Genomic DNA, 19239 nt, shown 5'->3' with positions numbered 1-19239 from the left:
CCTTACATTGAAGAACGATACTGTTCCAGTATGTTTTCGGCTTTACCACTCGCTTTTAATCGGTGGTTTTCTATCCAGATTACACGGTCACAAATTTTTCCGATGTCACTCAGGTTATGACTTACAAATAAAATTGTGACGCCTTTAGCCTTGAACTCATTTATAGTTTCAATGCATTTCTTTTGAAAGGCGTAATCTCCTACAGCTAACACTTCATCAATGATAAGAATGTCCGGATCGACTTGAGTTATAACTGAAAAACCTAGCTTCGCAAGCATACCACTGGAATATACCCGTATAGGTTCATCAATGAACTCGCCTAATTCAGAGAACTCAATAATTTTGTCTATACGCTCATTTAACTGTTTGCGTCGTAAACCAAGAAGAGTTGCATTAAGACGAATATTTTCCCTGCCAGTCAGTTCTGGATGAAAACCTCCGCCTAATTCCAGCATGGATGCGACTCTTCCTCTAGTGATAACCGTTCCCGTTGTGGGTTTAATTACGCCAGCAACCAATCCCAGAGAAGTACTTTTGCCAGCGCCATTGCGACCAATCAGTGCTACTGACTCACCCTTCCGAACAGTAAAACTTATATCTTCAATTGCCAGATAACTCCTGCCAGACAGGAGAGTTAAAGCGCGCTTAGGATTAAAAATCAGTTCCTTAATCCCTGAACCAATGTGATGGTATAAAGGATAGCGCTTTGTTACCGAATTGAATTCTATTGCTACTTCCATTATAAGATCTCTGCAAACCGAAATTTAAGTTTATTAAACACCCAGGAACCAATGAGAAGTGTAATTATGCCCATTCCATATAATGATAGAATTTTGTCATAATCAACATAACCATTCATAAATAGCTCCCGCCAGCTTAAGACCATATCAGCCAAAGGGTTATATTTAATTAACCATTGATAATTTTCAGGTATCATATCCCCTGCATAGAGGATGGGGGTGCAATAAAAAAGCAACATGATTCCGAGGGTAATGAACCTTTCCAAATCCCGGAAAAAGAGGTTAAGTGTGGAAAGGAATAGAGCGATACCATAAGAGAATATTAATTGTGCTATTCCTATCAGAGGTATGCCATAAATCCAGTTCCAGTGAGGAGTCATATCGTAAATCAAAAGAAAAACAATAATTACCGGAATCGTACACAAGAAGTGCAGGCACTCCATCATGACATTGCTAAAAGGAATCACTGAGCGAGGGAAAACTGTTTTCTTTATTATCTGGGCGTTAGCAATGAATGAAAAAAGGGAATTAGAAGTCGTACTAGCAAACCATTGCCATGGGAATAATCCTGTAATTATAAATATTGTGTAATTAGGTATTTGCACTCGCATTATGAGCTTAAAGATGAAGTAGTAAATCATCGCAAAAAGTAGAGGGTTCGCTATCGACCACAAATAACCTAAAAAACTACTTTTGTATCTAACCTTAAGCTCTTTCTCAGTGATAACTGTCACTAAATCAATGAGATAACCTAAACTAAACTTCATACATTACGCTCTGTTTTCAACTTTCAAAAATGATTAATTTATGTGCGATTAAGTGCGCGTTCCACGCTACCGCCCCTGGCTCAACAGCTACCAGTAGACTAAACACCAAACCACGTTTTAGAGTTGTTTTCTGACCCTATATGGGCACCAGGAACTTTCTGTCAGCACCCTCTTTCCTAGACAATAAATTATGATAAACGTTTGATATTATCATTTCCTTAAAAGAGTTCAAAGCCTGCAGGTTCTGAGGATTCATAACGCAAAAAAGCCTGTCCGTGGACAGGCTTTTTAATTATTTTTTCACTTACTTAAACCCATTCGGGTTCTTGCTCTGCCAGTTCCAGGTATCACGCATCATCTCGTCGATGCCGCGCGTCACGCGCCAGTCGAGTTCACGGTTGGCCAGCGAGGCGTCGGCCCAGAAGGCCGGCAGGTCGCCATCGCGACGCGGTTTGATCTCGAAAGGAATCGCTTTGCCTGACGCCTTCTCAAACGCTTTGATCATCTCCAGCACCGAGAAGCCTTTACCGCCGCCGAGGTTGAAAGCGGTATAACCTTCGACCTTGCTCAGATGGTCCAGCGCTTTCAGGTGCCCTTCCGCCAGGTCGACCACGTGGATGTAGTCACGCAGGCAGGTACCATCTGGCGTATCGTAATCACCGCCAAACACACCCAGCTTCTCCAGACGGCCAATCGCGACCTGAGCAATGTACGGCAGCAGGTTGTTCGGGATACCGGCAGGATCTTCACCGATTTCACCCGACTCATGCGCGCCGACCGGGTTGAAGTAACGTAAGGCGATCGCCTTGAACTTCGGTTCGGCTTTGGCGAAGTCACGCATCACCAGCTCGATCATCAGCTTGGAGGTGCCATAAGGACTGGTGGTGCCGCCAATCGGCGTGGTCTCAACGTACGGTACCGGCGCATCTGCACCGTATACGGTCGCGGAAGAACTGAAGATAAAGTTCCAGACGCCCGCTTCGCGCATCTCTTCAAGCAGCACCACGGTACCCGCGACGTTGTTCTCGTAATACTCGAGCGGCATGCGGGTTGATTCACCTACCGCTTTCAACGCAGCGAAGTGGATCACGGCAGAAATGCTGTTTGAGGCGAACAGGTCACGCAGACAGGCGCGATCGCGGATATCACCTTCAACGAAGGTCGCTTTCTTACCCGCCAGCTTCTCGACGCGGTTAATGGCTTCCCGCGAGGCATTGCACAGGTTATCCAGTACCACAACGTCATCACCGCGCTGCAACAGCGCCAGCACCGTGTGGGAGCCGATGTAACCCGCTCCACCCGTTACTAAAATAGCCATGTGAACTCCTTTCTCTCTGCCGCGGGGTGCGCGGCGAATCTGTTAGTGTTGTTTGGCGAGAATCTTCTGAATCGCTTCGCGGAAATCACGGCCCTGAGCGTTGCTGCGCAGTCCGTAAGAGACAAACGCCTGCATGTAACCCAGTTTACGACCGCAGTCGAAGCTGTGGCCGGTCAGCAGCGAGACATCTACCGTTTTGTGCTTGCTCAGGCTGGCGATCGCATCGGTCAGCTGGATACGGCCCCACGCGCCTGGCTCAGTGCGCTCCAGTTCTGCCCAGATATCAGCAGAAAGCACATAGCGGCCCACGGCGGCCAGGTCAGAGTTCAGCTCAGCAGGATGCTCTGGCTTCTCAACAAAATTAGTGATGCTGCTGATGTCGCCTGGGTGATCAATCGGCTCTTCAGTGGTGATCACCGAGTACTCAGAGAGATCGGAGGTTGGCATGTGCTGCGCCAGCACCTGGCTGTGGCCGGTCTCTTCAAAACGGGCCACCATCGCCGCAAGGTTATAACGCATGTGGTCAGCGGTGGAATCATCCAGCAGCACGTCTGGCAGCACTACCACAAATGGATTGTCGCCAATCATCGGGCGGGCACACAGAATAGAGTGGCCAAGGCCCAGCGGCTGTGCCTGACGCACGTTCATGATGGTCACGCCTGGCGGGCAGATAGACTGCACTTCGCTCAGCAGCTGGCGCTTCACGCGCGCTTCAAGCAGCGCTTCCAGCTCGTAGGTGGTGTCGAAGTGGTTTTCCACCGCATTTTTAGAGGCATGGGTGACCAGCACGATCTCTTTAATGCCTGCAGCTACACACTCGTCAATGATGTACTGAATCATCGGTTTGTCGACGACAGGCAGCATCTCTTTCGGAATGGCTTTAGTCGCAGGGAGCATATGCATACCGAGACCCGCAACCGGGATTACTGCTTTAAGCTTGGTCATATTTATTCCGTTTAATAAAATGAAGATGTGGGTCGATTATGCAGGATCGGCCAGAACAGCAAGTATAATCTTTATCTGAAAATCGGACACTAACTCTCTGTCACACCATGGAAATTCGGCATTTTGCCCATTGCCAGCGATAGCAGAAACTGAATAAAGACAACCAGTAAACGTGATCGGCGTCGGCTGTTTCGGCTGTCGTTGCGCAACCGGCTGAGACCAGCGATAAATGAAAACGGGCGACCCTGAGGTCGCCCGTTACTGTCACTGCTGCTGGCTTACAGCCAGCCTTCAAACCACTCAGGCATCACGAACAGATTGAAGTGATTGACCAGCATCATTACGCCGACAAACACCGCTGAAACTGCGACCCACTGGCGGGCATACGGCATAAACCGAATGCCAATCACCGGCTTGATAAAAAACGGATGCGCCAGCGCCGAGATCAGAATCTGCGAGATGGAGAGCGTCAGCGCCACGTAGAGCACGTTCGGCCAGATAAAGGTGGTCGCCAGCACCGCCAGTACCACCAGGCTTGCCACGATGTTCCAGTAGAACTCGACGTTGGTGCGCCCGTTAGCCTGCGAAATCGCCCCGGTCAGGCCACCCATCGGCCGCAGCATGCCAAACAGCAGCATCAGCGGAATCAGGTGATAGACCTGCTCATGCGCCGGTCCATACAGCACCCGGACAATCACCGGTGAGAAGATGCCAATCACCAGGTACATCGCGCTGCTGAACAGCATGATCCCCAGCGTGCCTTTGAGGAACAGTTTCTTCAGCTGTTCGGCATCGTGCTGTTTCTCGGCGAAACGCGGCAGCGCCAGGCGGTTAATCACCGGCGTGACCAGTTTCAGCGGTTGCAGCACCAGCTCTTTCGCCAGCGAGTAGACCCCCAGCATTTCAGCGCCCATTACCTTACCGACCACTAACGCATCGGCCTGGGTACGCAGCTGATTAATGGTCTGCGAGCCCAGCTGGTAGCTGCCGTAACGAATGGCACCAAAGAAGGTCGCTTTATCGAACTCCCAGGTCGGACGCCAGGACTTCTCACCCAGCGCAATCATGCACAGGATGCGGGTAAAGGCGTTGATAAACAGACCCAGAATCGCCGCGGCCACCGTCAGTGAGGTGAACTCCAGCATCGCCACCACGCAGAGAAAGGCAAACAGCTTGGTGCCCATCTCAATCTTCGCCAGCGAGACCATCCGCTTGGTTTTGATGTAGTGCGCCTGATACTGCGACAGATGTCCCAGCACCAGGAAGTTGAGGCTGGTCAGCATAATCAGTCCGACCAGTTCAGGCAGATGATAGAACCAGGCGACCGGGAAGGCGATCAGCAGCATGATCAGACCGGTACACAAACTCAGCGAGACGTTGACCCAGTAGATGGTGCTCTGCTCGCGGCGGGTGATGTTCTGGCGATGCACCAGATAGCTGCTCATCCCCATATCCTGCAACACGCCGGCCACCGCCAGAATGGCGTTGATAATCGCTAACAGCCCCAGCTCGTGGGTTTCCAGTTTGCGGGCGAGAAAACTGAGCTGTGCCACCTGCAGCACCGCAGAAAAGCAGGTGCTGCCGAACAGCCAGATCGCCTGTGACTTAAATCCACTCACGCCAGTCGCTCCAGAATCTGTGCCAGTTCGCCGTAGGCGATATGCTGATTGAATTCAGTTTCAACTTTATGGCGCGCCGCCGCGACCACCGGGGCGACGTCAACTTCACCCTGCGACAGCTTCAGCAGCGTTTCGGCCAGCGCCTCAGGATCGTCTTCTTCCACCAGCCAGCCGGAAACGTTGTTCTCAATCAGCTCCGGGATACCGCTGTGGAAAGTCGAGACCACCGGCAGACCAACCGCCATCGCTTCCATCAGCGCCACCGGGATGCCTTCCATATCGCCATCGGCCGCAGTTTTGGACGGCAGCAGGAAGATATCCGCTTCACTTAAGGCGCGGCGGATTTCGTCCTGCGGCTTGAAGCCCGGCATGCTGACGCAATCTTCCATCCCCTCGCGGGCGATGAAATCACGCATCATCTCATCCTGATCGCCGTTACCAATAATGGTGTACTGGAACTGACCGCCCCGCTGTTTCAGGATCGCACTGGCTTTCACCGCCACATCCAGCCCTTTCTTCTCGGTCAGACGAGCCACCGAGACGATACGCAGCGGTGAGTGAAACGCCTGGCGTGGCTGGAAGTTAAACTTCTCCGGCTCAATCCCCATGCGCGTAACGTGAATTTTTTCCGGCGGACAGCCCATCTCGATCAGTTTGTTCTGCCACAAATGGCTGATCGGTAACATCAGCTCACTCTGGCGGAACAGATTAACGTAATCGAGCTTGTGCTCTTCCAGGATGTGACGACGGGAAATGTCCGCCCCATGAAACACGGTCGCCTGCTTGCCCTTCAGCACACCCAGCTCACGCAGCTTGTTCGCCAGCGCGCCGGCATAGCCGAAGTGCACCAGGAACACGTCCGCGGTAAAGGTCTGGGTGGCGTTGGCGACGATCGACGGCAGCAGCAGCTTGCTCGACTGTGCGCCATAGCGGCGCACGTTAAGCGAACGAAGCAGCGACGGCTTAGTGACCTTCGGCAGCACCAGCCGCAGACGCTGGTTCAGCTTATCGACAATCGAGACCTTCTCTTCCGGCAGCAGATAGTGCGTCTTTGCCGCCAGGCCATACTCATCAAAGGCGGCATGCCGGTTGACTAAATCACCGGGAAACACCGAAATAATCTCCACCTCGTAACCAGCATCAATAAAATGGGTCACCTGATTTAGTACGAATGTCTCAGAGGCAACCGGGAAACGCATGGTGAAAAAAGTCAGTTTCATCACATTACCCTAATACTTTGAGAATCTCTGCAGTGATCCGGTTGCCAATTTCCCTTTCATTCGCAACGGCCGTGTCGACCTTTTGCTTGATGTTGTCGTAATCGGCAAGGACCGTCTGGACCTTGTCGATCAGCGAGCCATCCATCAGGCTTTTCACATCGGTTGCCATCTGCGGCAGACCTAACTGGTTCATCACACCCATCGACTTGTGCTCGTAGTTAATCGCCACGGCCGGGGTGCCAAAGTTCATGGAAATAATCGCGGAGTGCAGGCGGGTACCGATAGTCAGATGACAATGACTCAGCAGGATGCCCAGCTCCAGATCGTTAAACTCGTCCATGATGACATGATAATGCTCAGGTTGTGCCACATGGTCACGCAGCGTCAGCGCCACCATACGGTCATCCTTAGCGTAGCTGTCGATGCCGGTACAGGTCGAGAAGGCGACCACCTGATAGCCGTCGGCGATCATCGCGTTGATCACCCGGCCAAAGGCGGCTTCGTACTCTTTCTGGGTGACGCCCAGACGTTTATCAAACGGTGCCAGTTCACGCACGGTGATGGCGATGGTTTTGCGACCGCTGATAATGCCCTGCCAGTGCAGCAGGTTATGGCTTGGGTTTTCCACTTCACGCGCCCGTACCAGGAAGGCGGTATCCACCCCGGCGGCCACTTTAGAGCTGGTGACGCCATCGCGCTTCATCAGATCAAGGCTGACTGACTCACGCAGCACCAGGCTGTCGACGCGATCGAACACGAAGTTGGCCAGCGCATTAACGCGTGGGTTCTGGAACGGGCCGACGGAGTGACCAATCAGGTAGATCGGTTTTTTCGCCATCAGCGCACACAGCGCGTGATCAAACTGGGTCACACCGTACAAATCGACGAAGAACGACCCGCCAACCTGAATAATCGCATCATACTTCGCCAGGCTTTCGGTAAACGCTTTCAGATGTGGCGGCACGGCGAACGACTTATACAGGCCGCCCTTGCCCAGATGCGCCATCATAATGTCGGGCATCAAACGGTTCGCCACTTTACGCTTAAACGAACCGACCAAACCTTTGGCTGACTTGCTATTGTGCAGAAACAGCGAATCCTGCTGAATATCCTGCTGGAGCAAATAACCGGAGCTGGTTGGATAACGGCTAATCACATCAATGTCTAAATCACTGCGAGCAGACTTCATTGAATCAATCAGTCCACGAAGAATCGCGCCATCCCCACGATTCCCACACGTATGGTTACCCACCAATAAAATTTTCATAACAACTCCGAATGAATTTTTTTAATTCTGCAAGCCGCCCAGATCCGCAACGGGCAAAATGAACTCTGTTTAAATAACTGCAATACGGGATAACGCACCCAAAGGGTCCTGCTCCTGTTAAGACCGGCCGCCTCCTTTATGGCGGCCGTCATGCATCGGTGATAACTGAATCTGTTACGACTTGATGGCGAAGTAAGGCAGCGCAACCTGTTTACCGTTGATCACCACCGAGACAAAACCTTCCGGCTTGCTGGTATCAACCTGATCGGCCGACAGCGGCCGCGACGCCATCAGCAGGTCGCCCTGCTCGTTGGCACCGACGCCGGCTTTGCCGTTGTGCAGGCTGAAACGCTGCGGTGCCCGTTTGGTGGCATCGCCGGCTGGCGGATTACCTGGCTGCATCCGGGCATTCACCCGCGCGCAGCGTCCGGTGACAAAACGGTCTTTACCGGTAGTTTTCACCAGCACCGCGGCCGCCGGGGTCCAGCCCGCCAGTTTGATAAAGATCCGTACGTCGGTGTCATGCTCAGCCACATAGCGCACGTCGACCACCGGCGAACTGCCTTCGGCAGACCAGCTCGCTTCCGAGCGCCCTTTCTTGCGCTGAACGTGGATCACCGCGCGGCCACCGGTGGTTTTGTCGCTGATCAGGTTCATCAGCGGCTGATCGCCACTGCCGTTGCTGAACTGCGCCTGACCAAAAATTTCAATCTCCCACGAATCACCCACCGTCGGTGAGTAGAGGCTGCCGAGATCGAACCAGGTTTCCTGATTGGTGTTGTTCTCTAACCGCCAGCGCGAGGTGATGTAGTTGTACTTCAGGCTGCCATCCAGCGCGACGCCGTACGACTCAACGCGGGTTGAGCCCATCTCCCAGATGCTGAGCAGACGATCGCCCTGGCTGGAGTTGTCAATCCAGCTGCCTGACTGCAGGCTGGTCTGACGCATATTGAGTCGGGTGTTGTGTGCGATCAGCGGATTCTTACAATCCTCAAGGCTCAGCGCATCGACGATCCACTGACCGTTCGAGATGTCGCCCGGGTTGTCGCAGTGCTCAATCCAGCCGTTGTGAATAATCGACTGACCGCAGCGCGGCAGGTTCAGTACTTTACCGCCACGGCAGTGCTGGGCATTGAAGTTAGATAACTCAATCGCGGTACTGTGGTCCCACTTGCCCTGCTTCTGCCCTGACCAGCCGGATTTGATCACGTCGCCGCTGCAGCGCGAGGCGTACCACTGGTCGATTTTACAATCCAGCGTGTCCTGCAGGCTGATGGCGGTGCCGCCGACAAAATTGAAACGCAGGCAGGCGCCACGGAAGTACTGACCGCCAGGACAGGTATTGTGGAAGAAGCCCTGTTTGTTCGGGTTCTTGTCACTGTTACCGTTGAAAATCAGGTTGGAAAGCTCAACCCGGCGCGCATTCATCGAGAAGATGAACTCTGACTTACCGTCAGAGACCACGGTAGTGGCCGGGAAATAGCCGAAGTTGACCATCGCGCCTGACACGCGGAAGAAGTTGAGATATTTATCGCCAAAGTCGCAGACTGAGACAAAAAAGGTCCCGGCCGGGAACTGGACGCAGATTTGCTGGTTAGCCTGCTGCGACCAGGTAAACATCGCCATGATCGCCGGCGCGGTATCAGTTTTGCCGTCGGCAATCGCACCGAAATCAAACAGGGTTAAGCGGTTGAAATCCTCAACCACCCGACGCCAGTGAAAACCCTGGCCGGCAAAGTTAACGCCGCCATCATCCTGCGCTGGCTGGAAGCTGCCGACAAACTCGCCGCCGCCGACTTCGAAGCCGTCGTGCCAGCTTTTCAGCTTCACTTTGGCCCCTTCGAACAGCGGACGGGTTTTACGTAACTCTTCCACTGACGGGATTTCACCAATCAGCTGGTAACCGGCCGGCTGCGCCAGACGCTGGCTGAAATCAGCCGCGCCAGGACGGCTGACGTCGGTGATGTTAAACAGCATCTGGCCGTTGTTGTCTTCAACCGCCATCGAGTGCGACGGATCGGCGATCAGTGCCGCATTGTCTTTAATAAACTGCGAAAAATTGCCTTTATTCAGCGCCACCGGCTGGGCGATCTGCGACACGTTGCCGCTGGCATCGCGCAGGTAGACCGGGATCTGGTTGCCCGGTTTGCTGGCGTCGGTGCCAGCTTTACCGATCCACAGTTTGCCTTCAAAGCCCTGCCAGAACTGCGGCGGCATGGCGTAAACGTTTTCCGGCGTCAGGATCGGCACATCACCTTTCGGTACATCAGTGGCATCGACCGGCTTCAGGGCGATACCGTTACTTTTAGCAGCGTAGCTGGAAAAGGTGCTCACGGAGAGAGCCCCCACCAGAGCGGAGGCGGCGGTCTGTAAAACTTCTCTTCTTTTCATGCATCAATTCCCGTAGTCAATAAGGCCGGATAATCGGCCATGGCGGTGTCCCTGAGGCACGTCGCAAGGGCGCTTTTCCAGCACCGAATTACACCAACGCCAGCCAGCTTTGCTTGATTTGATTACCGTCGAATTTCAGCGCGGTCTGTTTTGTTTTTTCGCTCATGGCATAGAACAGGGCGTCATCGCTGGCGAGTTGTTCCATCCGCGCCAGAAAGGTGCTTTTGTCATTCATCGGCACCAGGAAGCCATCTTCACCGTGATTGATGATCTCCTGCGGTCCGGTCGGGCAGTCATACGCCACCACCGGCAAAGACCAGGATTTGGCTTCCAGCAGCACCAGCGGCAGGCCTTCATAGCGTGAGGTCATCAGCGCCATGTCGCTGTCGCGGTAGTAATCGTTAATGTTGCTGACCTTGCCGACAAAGTTCACGCTGTCGGTAATGCCCAGCACCGCAGCCTGATCGTGCAACTGCTGACGCAGTTCGCCGTCACCAGCAATCACCAGCGTCCAGTCAGGATGGGAACGGGCAAAGTCGCGCCAGATATCCAGCAGCAAATCGAAGCCCTTCTGGTTATCCAGACGTCCCACGGCCAGCGCCTGACGATGACGCGTCTGGCGTTGATAACCTTTGTAGACCACCGGATTCGGGATTTGCTTGCTGGGAATGCGCCAGCGGTTGAACACCTGATGATCTTTATCGGTCAGAACAATCACGCGGTCGTAGTAGCGCAGCAGCAGAAACTTGAGGAACTTGATCGGTTTGCTGAAGGAGTTAATGGCGATATGTTCGCAGGCGTAGGCTTTGCCACGCTTTTTCTTCATCGCCAGCAGGTTCCAGAAGGCGAACATCACGCTGAGGCGACCCATGCTGATCAGGAAAACGGTGTCGAAACCCTCTTCATGAATGCGGGCCACCGCGCTCTTAATCGGGTTGCTCTGCCCTTCAAAGCTGACGATCTGTTTGACGTGCTCAAACGGATAGAAGGTTTTTCCGCTGCCTTCCAGCGAGTAAATGGTGACGTCGTGCGTTTCGCCAAGACATTCTGACATGAAGTTACAGATGTTCTCGGTGCCCGCATACGAGTAGGCATCTTTGATCACCAGGACGATTTTTTTCATGAAACGCTATCCACCTCAAATAATAAAGACAATCCTGCCGATTGGCTTAACGATGCTTCAGGGTAAACAGCACGCCATTCACCATATACCAGCCGTAATAGTAATAGATTTTTAAAGGATTGTTTTTATAGATAATTCTTAATAATTCGAGGTGCCATTTCGCCGCTTTGTTCTTATTGCGGGAAAGGGAATCACCTAATTCGTAATAATTGACCAGAATGGTCTGAATCACGCGTGCCTGCTGATAGCGGGTGAACAGCTCATACAGGAAAAGGAAGTCTTCGTGGCCCTTACGCTGGAAGAAGATGCCCTCTGGCGGACGACGGAAACAGACCGACGAGAAGCAGACGCGATACTGCTTCTTAACGAAGTTCTCCTGCTGCAGATAGGGCTTGCTGTAGGTGATATCGTGGTCAGCGTTGCGGGTTTTGTAGTGATATTCGGTGATGACAAAGTTGTCACCCGCGGCGATTGCCGCCACCTGCTGCGCCAGCTTGTCAGCGTGCCATTCGTCGTCACTGTCGAGAAACGCGATGATCTCTTCGCTGGCGGCCCGCAGCCCGACATTACGGGTTTCGGCGGCGCCCATGTTGACGGCGTTGTCCAGAATGGTAATGCGCGGGTCCTGACACTGTTCCCGCACCCAGGCGAGTGAATCGTCGGTCGACTTATCGTTGATCAGGTAAAGGTGCCAGTCGGCATAACTTTGATTGATAACCGATTGCACGGCGCGTAATACCGTCTGACGTGCGTTATACATAGGCATGACAATGCCGACGGTTCCAACGTGATTATTCATCTTTAACCCAGAATAATAAGCAAAATAGAGAGAGAGCTGCTCCTGGCATCAGGAGCAAAGAGAAGCTGGCTGCGCATCAGGAGAGCGCTTTTTCACCGCCAAAACGCGCCCGGACCTTGTCTTTGACCCGGTTCATAAAGTAAGCGCGATTGTCCTGGTTGGTGAGGAAGAAGTAGCGGGCAAAGGTCAGGCTCGCCATCAATCCCTTGCCGTCCATCTTGTAGCGCAGCGGCAGCTTAAAAGCTTTGTAGGTGTGGATGTCACGCGGGGTCAGGTGCGGCTTCATTGCGTCGAGCCAGAACATCGAGTAATTCACCGACTCGCCTTTGTGTTTCGAGCCGAACTTCGTCACCAGATGGTAGTTGGCCAGCGGCGCAGCGATCATCACGAACTCATAGCCCATGCGATCGGCACGAATGCAGAAGTCGTAATCCTGATGGCGGATATAGCGGGTATCGAACTGAATTTTTGCCGCATCTTCGCGCTTCAGCACGATGGTACTGGTCTGGATAAAGCCGTAGCAACCGAACAGGTACTCTGCCACGGTTTCATTTTTACCCGGTGGCTGCATCGGCATCACTTTCAGAAAAGCGCCATCCTGATAGATGTTCACCTGGCTGAAAATCACCACATTCTGCTTGCCCTGGGCCTCCAGCTGAGCAATTTTTTCGCTCACCTGACGCAGCTTATCGGCGTGCCACTCATCATCGGCGTCGAGGAAACTGACGTAATCGCCGGTTGCCAGCTCAATACCTTTGTTGCGCGCGCCTGCGCCGTTGAGTTTAACCTCGGAGAGCACCAGGTTAATGTTCAGGTCCTGATAGCGCTCGCCGCGCACCACTTCAGCCAGAGCGGCCGCATCGGCGGACTTATCATCAACGATGATCACTTCAAAATTGCGATACGTCTGCGCTTTAACGCAATCCAGCGTCGTCACAATCGATTCTGACGCATTATAAGCAGGAATTACGATGGAGAAGCGAATGTCCTTCATTGCCAGCACCTCATTAAAAACAGTTACAATTTCAAAGATATAACGTTTGGACGTAGCAGGGTAACCGGTGATGTCCTAATTTGTCGGCGAGGTTTCGATCGCCACTTTTTTCTTATTGCTGCTGCCGATGAACGGTTTTTCCACATACAGATAAGTCAGCTTCGCCACGTAAAACGACACCACAAAAAACAGCGTGGAAAGCGCGGTATAAAGAACAAAATCGTGCTGCAGCGAAGGCAGCGGCAGCTGCTTAATGAAATAGAGCACCACGCCGTGCATCAGATAGAGGCTATAACTCACTTCGCCAACCGACATCAGGGTCTTATTTTCCAGCAGGCCAAAAAGCGCATTGCCGCTGCTGACGATAAAAAACACCAGCGCCAGGCAGCAGAGAAAGATCAGGTAGAAGAACTCGCTGCTGGTAAAGAACAGCGCCACCACGGCGAGCACAATCGCCAGCCCCGCAGCCCGAGCTGAGTTGCGGCCCGCTACCCAGCGGTCGCGGTACTGCCAGGCCAGATAGCCCATCGCGAACCCGAGCACCGGACGGGGATCGGTATAGGCGGTGCCCCACAGCCGCAGCGCCACCGCAATCACAAAAATCACCCCAATCGACCCGAGGATCAGCAGCGTTTTGTAGCGGCCGCCGGTCACGCGATTAAGCAGGTAATTCAGCGGAATCGACAGATAGAGCAGCCATTCCAGCCGCAGCGTCCATTCGACGCCAGAGTTAACATTGGCGGTCATAAACGACCCGATGTGGTAATTGCCGACAAACAGCAGCCACAGCATCGCCTGCTTCAGCGACGTCAGGTCCGGCACCAGGTCGCCCTGTAACCAGCCAATCGTCATCACTACCAGTCCCGAAAACCAGAACATCGGCACGATGCGGCGCAGGCGCGATTTCATCAGTTTGTGGGTCAGCTCGCCGGGCGTCAGACCGTCGTTATCCAGCCAGCGGTAAAACAAAAAGGCGGAGATCATAAAAAACAGCGCCACGCCAAACTTGCCGCTGTTGACAAAAAAGTTGCCCTGCGAAATCAGGGAAAAATAGTCTTTATCAAATATCCAGTCATGATCGCGTGCGTAGACATAATGCGCGAAGTGCGAAAAAGCCACGATGCTGGCCAGCAGCGCACGCAATCCGGAGATGCTTTTAATCCCGCTTTCGTTGTAAATGCCACGATGGAAAGAGAATGCGCGCAATACCAGCAGCGCCAGTCCCAGTGAAAGCACCATCATCAGTACGTACATTCCGCCCTGCTCCTGAAGTCCATAAAATCATTAAGTTAGCTGGTGGTTTTAAACACGCTGTCAAATTGCTGGCTTAGCAGCTCAAAAGTTTGTTCAGCTTTCTTTTTATAAAGTGTTTTGGTCGGGTGAATACAGTCGGCAGACATTTCGCTGCGCCAGTCATCCTGCTGCTTAATCAGCTGATACTGACGAACAATCGGCACCTGCTGCTGCTGCGCCACCTGGTTCAGCTGCCAGACGTAAGGCCAGACGTTCCAGCGCTCGGCCCGTCCACACAGCGGATTCGGCTGTTGCAGCACCACCTGCTTATGATGCGCTCGGGCGGTTTTAATCAGGCTGGTCAGGGTACGATTAAAATCCTCAGGACTTTCTGCCCCGGCCGGCCGGTTTTTCGCCGAGTAGATGCGCGCATCGTTAATGGCGTAATTGATCAGGATGATACGCGCATCGGACTGCGCCATGCGCTGCTCCCAGCTGACCGGCGACCTGATCAGCTCAGTGAGCTGGGCACCGGGCGAGCCGTGATTCTCGATGCGCACCGCCGGACCATATTTCTGCTGCAACATCTGCTGCAGATAGCTGATTTCGTTCTCTTTGCTGATGATATTGCGGCCGCCTGACGAGGTCACACCGGCGGTGGTGGAATCGCCATAGGCCGCGATAACTATCGCGGCCGGCGCGCTCGCCGCCTGTACCAGCAGCGGCGAAGCGATCAGCAACAGCGGCAGACAGCGTTTCATCGTCAGCCCCCGTTTCATCAGTGAACCAGTTTAAATTCGCGTGCCACCTCGTACCCCACCACAGCCTGTTTCAGGGAGATGGTGTTGTAGTAGAGGTAGTACATCTGGAAGAAGACAAACATGGCAAACATCGCCGGCTTCCAGACCCGTTTCGACTGGTAGATCAACAGCGTCAGAATAATCGGCTCCACCTGCAGCAGGTAGTTCGACAGACGTGCGCCGGAGGAGTAGTTGTAGAAGAAGATCCTGATGCCGCCGCCGATGGCAAAGGTGATGATCAACAGGTAGTTCATCCGCCAGGCATCGTAGTTATCGCGCTTGAGCTGGTTGCTCAGCATGAAATAAACAAAGATGAACACCAGCGCGACGTTTTTCAGGTTGGAGACCGAGAAAACGCTACCGGTGGTGGCCGCGGACGAGTTGTCGTTGTTGTAGTTGGCTGCCCTCTCCCCGAGTGCCCCGAGGTGACCGGCGATGATCGAGACGAAGCCCATTCCCCCGACTTTGGAGGCCGGAATACTCAGCACGATAATCACAATCGGCCACCAGCGGCGTTCACGCATGAACAGGAACGGGATCAGCGTCACCACCATCACGGCGGTGTTGTGACTGAGGAATGACAGCACAAAGAAGCCGGTCGCCAGCCAGTAGCGCTTCAGGTAGAGCGCCCAGATCACCCCAAGGAACAGGGCCGAGCTGAGACCAAAGCGAATCTGGTTCATATCTTTGTTAATGAAGATATGCGCCGAGTAGAGCGCCAGCGCCATCACCGGATACGGCGACATCTTTTTAAAGAAGATCGCGTTGGTGCCCACCGCCAGGATCGAAAAAACGAACAGGAAGGTGCTGGCGTTATGGGAAATCAGGCTGGTCAGGGTGGCGATAGCAAAAATCAGCGGCTCGTAGCGGAAGAACGCCACGGTATTGAAGAAGCCGTTGACCTGAATACGCCGGATAAAATCTTCAAAGAAGTTGCGGTATTGGTAGTCATCCATCCCGGTGCCGAGACCGCGTATGCCGCCGAACACAATCAGCGTTACGGTCGCGATGCAGAGCAGATACGTCAGAAGATGGTTGGTTCGTTCGTCTTTTTTCAGCAGGAGTTCAACCAGCGAAATCACCAGTAAAAACCCTGATACATACCAATATGGAGCCATGGTGTGATTCCTTAATTCCACAAGTTCTCATGCCAACAGTCGGCGACGCTGATTGCCTTCCCGGCTGACGTCTCAGCGTGCCCGGCGCGCCGGCCCTTCAGGGCGTGCGACAGGCTGATGCCATGCTGGTGATGAATTCTGTTGAGTGACGCTCGCCATGCGATTTATACCTTCATCGCTTTTGTTGGTTATATACAGAATCACCTGTGTAAATTGATGCGTGTCGTCATTCAAAGGTGCGATAAAAAGGGGCGGTCAGACCGCCCCTGCAACTCAGTGATTAGCTTTTGGTTGGTTTACCGTATTCGTAATCGTAATAGTCATAACCATAGCCATACGCATTGGCTGCTTTACGCACCACGGCGTTGAGGATCACACCTTTAATCTCAATACCGTTCTGGGCAAAGCGTTTGAAGCTGACATCCACTTCTTTGGTGGTGTTGGTTTCGAAACGCGCCACCATCAGCGAGGTGCCGGCCAGCTTACCGATAATTGACGCATCGGTAACCGCCAGAATCGGTGGCGTATCGATTAACACCAGGTCGTAGTTCTTGCTCGCCCAATCCAGCAGCTCACCCATACGACGATGCATCAGCAGTTCAGACGGGTTCGGCGGAACCTGGCCACGAGGCAGGAAGTCGAAACCGTAAACGCCCTGCTGAATCAGCGCCGGGCTGAACTCAGTTTTACCGGACAGCACGTTGGAGAGACCCGATTTGTTTTCCGCGCCCAGCAGTTCGTGGGTATAACCACGACGCATGTCGCCATCGATAAACAGCACGCGCTGACCCGCTTTCGACACCAGAGTCGCCAGGTTGGCACAGATAAAGGTTTTACCAATACCCGGGCTGGCACCGGTGATCATCAGGATGTTGTTTTTGGCTTCCATCATCGCGAAGTGCAGGCTGGTACGCAGGCTACGAATCGCTTCGATGGAGAGGTCAGTCGGGTTACCCAGCGCCAGCAGCGTTTCGTGCGGATCGGTTTTCACCTTGTTACCGCGACGCGCCAGGGCTTCGGTGTCTTTCTTACGCTGCCACTCTGACAGAGGAACGCTGGCGTAGACATTCATGCCCAGCTCTTCCAGCTGATCCGGGTTTTCAATGCCGTGATGCAGCAGCGCTTTCAGCAGTACCAGGCCGACCGACACGAACAGACCTAACAGCAGGCTGGCGGCGATAATCAGCAGTTTCTTCGGTGCTACCGGCGAGTTAGCGGTTTCGGCGCCATCGATGATGCGAACATCACCTACGGTGCTGGCTTTGCTAATGCCCAGCTCTTGCTGACGGTTCAGCAGCTGCATGTAGATCTCCTGACCGGACTGCACGTCACGGGTCAGACGCAGGATTTCCTGCTGAGTCTGTGGCATACCAGAGATTTTCTTGTTCAGCTGTGCCTGCTCACCTTCCAGCGTTTTGCGTTTTTCCAGCAGCGCGCGGTAAGTCGGGTGATCTTTGGTAAACAGCTGAGACACTTCGGCTTCACGGAACGTCAGTTCGTTCAGCTGGCTCTGCACGCTGACCGAAGAGTCGAGTGCTGATTTCGCTTCCAGTGACAGGTCAACCGATTCGTTCTGACGACGGAAGGTGTTCAGCTTGTCTTCCGCTTCATCCAGTTTGGCGCGAACCTGCGGCAACTGGGTGCGTAAGAACTCCAGGCTCTTCTCTGCCTGCTCAGACTTGCGCTCAACGTTCTGCAACAGATAGTTGTTGACGATCTGGTTCAGCACTTTGCTGATCTGCTCTGGATCTTCACCCAGATATTCCAGGCCCAGCACGCCAGTGTCTTTACCTTTGTCAGCAACGGTCAGGTTAGACAGGACCGAACGGATCGCCTGCAGGTTGTTCAGCTTGGTCACGGTGAAGCTGGTGCCTTCATCGGCGTGAATCTCGCTCACCAGCATGGTGATGTCGCCGTGCGACTCCAGCTGACCCACTTTACCTTTGAACAGCTCATCGCCATCTTTCGACACGGTGTAGCTGTCCGGACCGGTTACTTCCAGTTCAACGTTACGCTTGTCGATAGTGCGTGGGATTTCCAGCCGCGAAATCGCGATGTTTGACGGCTTGTTGCCCATCAGGCGTGACAGACCTTTACCGATTACCGGGAAGTAGTTCTGCTCAACCACGGTATCCAGACCCAGATCGTCAACGGTTTTGCCGATCACCATGCGCGATTCAAGAATCTCGATTTCAGTATCTGAAGCAGGTGTCGGTGGCAGAATGCTGTCCAGTTCGTTCAGAACGGTGCTGGCATTCTTCTGCTCAACCTGGACTAAGGCATCGGCGCTATAAATCGGTGTCGCAAACAGTGTGTAGAGCGTGCCCGCCAGCATAAAGAAAGCGGTAACGGCAACAATGATCCAGCGATGATCAATAAGCTGTCCCACAAGATGCGCCAGATCCCATCCATTCGAATCCTCTCCCGGCGCGGTTCTAACCTTGTTTTTTATATTCATGGATAATCCCAACTATCGGCTTAATACGTTGACCCATTTCTGGGTAGCGTTTTCCAGTAACCCGTAAACCTCTTCAAAGGCCTCACGGCTTTTTCTGTACGGATCCGCAATTTCTTTCTGATTGAGCCAGTGCCCAAGCAGCATGGTTTTGCCACGCGCGGCCGGGTCAATGCGGTTCACCTGTTCAATCTGACGCTTCTCCATCACCAGAATCAGGTCAACGTTGCGGCACATTTCTGCCGTCAGCTGTTGTGCCTGATGTCCTTCCAGCGACAGGCCATGTGCGGCCGCTACGTCGCTGGCGGTCTGATCGGCCGGACGCCCTACCAGGGCACCCAGACCGGCAGAACTGACCCGGATATTGGGAAGCGCGCGTTTAAACAAGCGCTCTCCGGTTGGAGAGCGGCAGATGTTGCCGACGCAAACGACTAACACGGACGTAATCAT

The 19239-nt window shown here is 53.4% G+C and carries 16 protein-coding genes; all 16 read right to left on the bottom strand.

The window, feature by feature from the left end:
* Nucleotides 1-2 precede the first annotated feature (2 nt).
* Nucleotides 3-740, bottom strand: a complete 738-nt coding sequence (locus tag ACLIBF_RS07465) for an ABC transporter ATP-binding protein (protein ID WP_279810148.1) — start codon at nt 738-740, stop codon at nt 3-5.
* Nucleotides 740-1507: an ABC transporter permease gene (locus tag ACLIBF_RS07460; protein ID WP_279810149.1), complete on the bottom strand. Its 768-nt coding sequence runs from the start codon at nt 1505-1507 to the stop codon at nt 740-742. The genes ACLIBF_RS07465 and ACLIBF_RS07460 overlap by 1 nt, the downstream gene beginning before the upstream one ends.
* Before the next feature lie 304 nt (nt 1508-1811).
* Complete coding sequence (gene galE, locus ACLIBF_RS07455; protein ID WP_031375338.1) at nt 1812-2825, bottom strand: UDP-glucose 4-epimerase GalE; 1014 nt, start codon at nt 2823-2825, stop codon at nt 1812-1814.
* Between the two features lie 42 nt (nt 2826-2867).
* The gene (gene galF, locus ACLIBF_RS07450; RefSeq protein ID WP_031375337.1) at nt 2868-3770 is read right to left on the bottom strand and encodes a UTP--glucose-1-phosphate uridylyltransferase GalF; all 903 of its coding nucleotides are present in this window, start codon (nt 3768-3770) and stop codon (nt 2868-2870) included.
* A gap of 278 nt (nt 3771-4048) precedes the next feature.
* Entirely contained in the window at nt 4049-5389 is a 1341-nt protein-coding gene (locus ACLIBF_RS07445) for a lipopolysaccharide biosynthesis protein (RefSeq protein WP_031375336.1), read from the bottom strand.
* A complete protein-coding gene (locus ACLIBF_RS07440; protein WP_069729013.1) occupies nt 5386-6609 on the bottom strand; it encodes a glycosyltransferase in 1224 nt (407 codons plus the stop codon). The genes ACLIBF_RS07445 and ACLIBF_RS07440 overlap by 4 nt, the downstream gene beginning before the upstream one ends.
* A 4-nt stretch (nt 6610-6613) precedes the next feature.
* Nucleotides 6614-7876: a colanic acid biosynthesis pyruvyl transferase WcaK gene (gene wcaK / locus ACLIBF_RS07435; RefSeq protein WP_031375334.1), complete on the bottom strand. Its 1263-nt coding sequence runs from the start codon at nt 7874-7876 to the stop codon at nt 6614-6616.
* Between the two features lie 174 nt (nt 7877-8050).
* Entirely contained in the window at nt 8051-10267 is a 2217-nt protein-coding gene (locus ACLIBF_RS07430) for a phage tailspike protein (RefSeq protein WP_031375333.1), read from the bottom strand.
* An 88-nt stretch (nt 10268-10355) separates the two neighbouring features.
* Nucleotides 10356-11390 carry a glycosyltransferase gene (locus ACLIBF_RS07425; RefSeq protein WP_031375332.1) on the bottom strand — a complete coding sequence of 345 codons (1035 nt, stop codon included), beginning with the start codon at nt 11388-11390 and terminating at the stop codon, nt 10356-10358.
* A gap of 46 nt (nt 11391-11436) precedes the next feature.
* Nucleotides 11437-12189: a glycosyltransferase family 2 protein gene (locus ACLIBF_RS07420; RefSeq protein WP_069728960.1), complete on the bottom strand. Its 753-nt coding sequence runs from the start codon at nt 12187-12189 to the stop codon at nt 11437-11439.
* A gap of 76 nt (nt 12190-12265) precedes the next feature.
* On the bottom strand, nt 12266-13183 hold the full coding sequence (locus ACLIBF_RS07415) for a glycosyltransferase family 2 protein (protein ID WP_279810150.1): 918 nt from the start codon (nt 13181-13183) through the stop codon (nt 12266-12268).
* A 75-nt stretch (nt 13184-13258) separates the two neighbouring features.
* Nucleotides 13259-14437, bottom strand: a complete 1179-nt coding sequence (locus ACLIBF_RS07410; RefSeq protein WP_046288214.1) for an acyltransferase family protein — start codon at nt 14435-14437, stop codon at nt 13259-13261.
* Between the two features lie 35 nt (nt 14438-14472).
* The gene (locus tag ACLIBF_RS07405) at nt 14473-15177 is read right to left on the bottom strand and encodes an SGNH/GDSL hydrolase family protein (RefSeq protein ID WP_031375329.1); all 705 of its coding nucleotides are present in this window, start codon (nt 15175-15177) and stop codon (nt 14473-14475) included.
* Nucleotides 15178-15194: 17 nt separating this feature from the next.
* Nucleotides 15195-16334, bottom strand: coding sequence for an EpsG family protein (locus ACLIBF_RS07400; RefSeq protein ID WP_031375328.1), 1140 nt, complete (start codon nt 16332-16334; stop codon nt 15195-15197).
* A 280-nt stretch (nt 16335-16614) separates the two neighbouring features.
* Complete coding sequence (gene wzc / locus ACLIBF_RS07395; RefSeq protein ID WP_046288213.1) at nt 16615-18792, bottom strand: tyrosine-protein kinase Wzc; 2178 nt, start codon at nt 18790-18792, stop codon at nt 16615-16617.
* Nucleotides 18793-18804: 12 nt separating this feature from the next.
* A complete protein-coding gene (locus ACLIBF_RS07390; RefSeq protein ID WP_046288212.1) occupies nt 18805-19239 on the bottom strand; it encodes an arsenate reductase/protein-tyrosine-phosphatase family protein in 435 nt (144 codons plus the stop codon).

Source organism: Pantoea sp. PGP6 (assembly GCF_053474785.1).
Note: the sequence above shows the minus strand (reverse complement) of the source record. Positions and strands in the feature narration are given on the sequence as shown.